General features: G+C 65.5%; 4 protein-coding genes. 2 read left to right on the forward strand and 2 right to left on the reverse strand.

Annotated features, from left to right (window positions below):
- Nucleotides 1-420: 420 nt before the first annotated feature.
- Entirely contained in the window at nt 421-1,113 is a 693-nt protein-coding gene (locus JNW87_RS36080) for an AAA family ATPase (protein WP_109801735.1), read from the forward strand.
- A 725-nt stretch (nt 1,114-1,838) separates the two neighbouring features.
- Here JNW87_RS36080 and JNW87_RS36085 read toward each other — a convergent pair.
- Nucleotides 1,839-2,177, reverse strand: a complete 339-nt coding sequence (locus JNW87_RS36085) for a hypothetical protein (protein ID WP_146231060.1) — start codon at nt 2,175-2,177, stop codon at nt 1,839-1,841.
- A gap of 1,073 nt (nt 2,178-3,250) precedes the next feature.
- Here JNW87_RS36085 and JNW87_RS36090 point away from each other — a divergent pair.
- Entirely contained in the window at nt 3,251-3,676 is a 426-nt protein-coding gene (locus JNW87_RS36090; RefSeq protein WP_236647775.1) for a hypothetical protein, read from the forward strand.
- Here the strand turns inward: JNW87_RS36090 and JNW87_RS41865 are convergent, their stop codons facing one another.
- Complete coding sequence (locus tag JNW87_RS41865) at nt 3,677-3,769, reverse strand: hypothetical protein (protein ID WP_375373589.1); 93 nt, start codon at nt 3,767-3,769, stop codon at nt 3,677-3,679. It lies immediately after the preceding gene.
- Between the last annotated feature and the right edge of the window lies 1 nt (nt 3,770).

A 3,770-nucleotide genomic window follows, 5' to 3' on the forward strand; every position in this document is an offset into this window, starting at 1 on the left:
CTCGCCGTCGTCGTGGGGCACCAACCCCGCCGATGTGCCGCCGTCGTTCACCGACGGGTTCACCCCGTCGCCCGCCGCTCCCGACCTGGGCCCCAACCTCAGAACTACAGAAGACCTGACATCAACTGTCTCATTTGACTTGACGGATACCGAGGGGACAGAGCGCCGACGGTGACGGGGCCGGCTTTGTCCACCACGTTATGACGATACCTACTGGGCGGGAACCGTCGGTTTGGAAGAGCATGCTCAACCGGTCGTGATGGCCAACACGCCTAAGGTCAGTGGCCGAGCTAATTGGCTCTGGTGCCTGCTCATGACCGCTGCAGGCCGCTGCTTCTGGCCCATGGGTGGCCCGTGACGGCCTTGGTGTTCACGCTCGGCACGTCGAGAGTACGTCTGCGGGTATGCCAGGATCGGTGGATGTTGGTGAGGGAACGGCCGGTGGTGGTCGTCGTGTGCGGGTGTCCGGGCGCTGGGAAGACCACCATTGCCTCTGCAACGGCTGGCCGCTTGGGTATCCCGTTCCTGACTCGGGACGAGATCAAGACAGGTCTTGGGCTGTCCTCCGCCTGCGTCGCCGAGGACGGCGGCGTCCGGCTCGAGCGGGACTTCCACGTTGCCGGCGGTCCCTTCAGCCTCCGCGCTGAAGCCGTGATGGTCGACGCAGTCCGGCTGCTCGCGGCCTCGGGAGTGAGCCTCGTCGTAGAGTCCTCGGTGTTGTCCCATGAGCTGCTAGCTGTATTGCTCGCGTGCGGTACCCGAGTGCTGGCTGTTCACGTCGTCGCCCAGGAGGCGGTCATCGGCCGGCGACTTGCTGCTCGGGCGGCCGAAGGCGGGGGAATCGACCAGCAGCTCCTATCTCTGTTTCAGCGGGGCGAGATGAAGCGGTCGATTTTCGAACCGCCGGAGGGAGTCGACGCCGTCGTTGAGATCGACACCTCAGACGAGGGAGTTCCGGCCACCGAAACCATCGTGGCAGCAGTCATCGCCCTGGTTGAGTCGCAAAGAGCGGGAGGCGGCATGCGACCGAGCGAGCCAGCAAGGAACCATCGAGTACAGCCGGCAGGTAGCTGGCGTCCTGGCCAGTCGGTGGAATCGCTTCGCCGGAGTTGAGCGAGGCGTCAAGCTGCGCAACAGTCGTCAGCGGGGTCGCCGCTCAGCGGATCTCCTCGTCGGGTAGTCGTAGACCTGCGGCCACTGTGGAGCCAGGCGGCAGAACGGACCGTTGTGCCGACGCCGGCCCGGTCCTCGCCAAGAGCCTTGGTACCCCGGTCCATCCACCCAACGACTACCGCTCGTACCGGTAGATCATCCGACAGGCGGACCTCCGGCAGGTTCGCCTCCACGACCTGAGGCACACGGCGGCCAGCGTCGGCACATGTGGCCCCGGAGATCGCACGGGAAGCCGGGTCACGGCTGGAGGGGACGCTGTGGTCGAGTGCGTGACATGTTGGCTGCTCGGCTGGCTGCTCGGCTCTTGAGCGCCATGGAAAGGCCCAGGTCATGGTCGGCGATCTAGCCGGTGACCTGGGCCTTACTCTGGAGCCGCCTGACGGAATCGATCCGTCGACCTACGCATTACGAGATCAAGTTGCCCACCACGGTCTACCTGCCCGAACCTGGTTTGGCCTGCGGAAACCACTCTCGGCACTTCTCAGCGTCAGCGGTCGAAGGTCGACCTCTCGAGGACTGGATGAGGACTGAGGCAGGCCAGGTGTGCGGGCATCTGATTCGTAGGACCGTCCGGTGTGGGCCGCTACCCGCTTCGCTCCGTCACTGACCCATAGCCGGCGTTCATCCGATGGCGGCTGCTGTCATGCTGCTGGGTCAGGCTGGGGTCAACGTTCAGCTGCGGGCGCTGTCCTACTCCGCCGGTGCAGCCACATGACGCCGGTGACGATGGTCGCGGCGGCGAACACCATTCCTACGAGGAACATGAGGTCGTCGCCCTTGCTTCCACGCTCGAAGAGGACATCGCTAAGGGCCATGATGGCGAAGAACAGCCCGAGGCACAGATAGGCGCAGGAGGCGAGCCGGGGTGCGACCAGCCACTGCCCTCGCCAGCGAATCGCACCGGGCTGGTGGCGGCTGCGCACCAGCATCGCAACACCGACGGCGACGTTCAGGCCAGCAACAACGCCGGTGCCGACGGCGAAAGCTACGTCCAGCGTTCCCATGGCCGCACGGTACGGCACCACGACGAGGCGGCACTTCAGCCGTTCGACGTCGAGCCTGCGACCGAGGGATTATGAGATCAAACTGCCCGTCCCACCAACCTGGGCGCACGGCGGCTCAGCAGCGAAAACACCTCTCGACGTCTCACACCACTCCCCCGCTGCCCGTCGACCTCTTGCGGACCAGATGCGGACCGTCGCGCAGGCGCGGTCACCTCGGAGCGCTGAGGACCTTCCGCCCTTGCGCTTTTACTGGGCGGGGCCAAACAATCTTGCCGTGCCCGAAGGCCTAGGTCCGTTTGTATGCATCCTGATTCTGCTGTGCGTGTGGTCAAGCGTGATCAGTGCACTGCTCGGCCGCCTGAACTCGTGGGAGGCAGTACCAGGGGCGTCGCCGTGGCGGTTCTGGGGACCGGGCATCCTGGCGTGGTCATGGCCCATCGTCGTGGTCGCGTGCTCCCTCCTGGGGTTCATCACGCCCTGGGCCGTCTACCTCCTGGTCCTGGTTCCACTGGCGCTCTTGGCCGCAACCGCACTGACTGTGGTGGAGTTCCGACGTCGGCGTGCTGAGGACCTTGTGGCGGAGACGCCGCGGCGCGTGAAGGAATGACACCAGCTCGGCAAGTTGGCGCAGTGCCGCCAACAGCGGATTTCTCGACGGCCGGGCCTGGGGTTTAGAAGAAGATCGGAGCGGGCTGGTGGGGGAGCCGTTCCCCTGCTCAACCCGTCCGTCACTGTCGGATGGTGTCGGCGTTGGCTGGTGGTCTTGGCTGTACGGATGGCTGTACGGGTCGGTGCCTCAACTGTCGGCTTGGGCCACCTCGGGAGCTCGGTGATCGCGTGGTTCACTGTCGCGCATGACGTGGCGAAGGACTCGGTCCGTGGTGGCGGTCATCCTGGCGGTCATCCTGGCGGTGGTGGCCGTCTTTGCTTGGAGCTAGTGGCACAACCACCCGCCGTACGGTCCGGAAGCGCTGGCCATCAAGTCCTCAGTCAGGTTCGTCAGCTACGAAGAGGCTCGGACTGCGCTCGGCGAGAATGCCGACGCGCCGCTGGCCTCCGGACGCGACCAGCTGGTGCTCGGCCGGATTTCCTGGCAGGACCCGCCTAAGCCACTCGATGGCGGCTCTTTCGCGATCTTCCTCATCGACAAGCGCACCCACCACAAGCCGGAGGTCATTGCCGTGTCTGCGCCGCAGGAGGCCGTCGGCCTCGGGAGCGCCGGCGTCGACAACAAGATCGAAGAGCGCTACCCCTGGCTACGAGGTGCGGGCTCCCTCAAGGTCCGGGACAACGAGTGGCGGGACAACGGCGGCAGACTTGGCGTGGCCGACGAGAACGCTTCGCCGCTGACGTTCGTCGCGCTCTTTCCGTACCTGGAAAAGCCGGATCGGGAGCCCACGATAGCCACCGCGCCGGTTGCGATGTCGGACCTGCTGTTGGCCCTGGTCTACATGGGACCGGACGGACAGGTGTACTGGGCACAGCGGCTCCAAGGTTAGCTAGCGGATCTCCTCGTCGGGCAGTCGTAGACCTTCCCGCCTCCTCGGACGGAGCAGGAAGTTACGGCCGTAGCCGTTCTTCACCTCGACGATG

Origin of the sequence: Micromonospora sp. ATA51, assembly GCF_016802855.1 — a bacterium.
Classification (GTDB): Bacteria; Actinomycetota; Actinomycetes; order Mycobacteriales; family Micromonosporaceae; genus Micromonospora; species Micromonospora sicca.

Coding starts and splice junctions, on each gene's coding strand:
- JNW87_RS36085 (WP_146231060.1), bottom strand. CDS start 2,177: ATGGGAACGCTGGACGTAGCTTTCGCCGTCGGCACCGGCGTTGTTGCT.
- JNW87_RS36080 (WP_109801735.1), top strand. CDS start 421: ATGTTGGTGAGGGAACGGCCGGTGGTGGTCGTCGTGTGCGGGTGTCCG.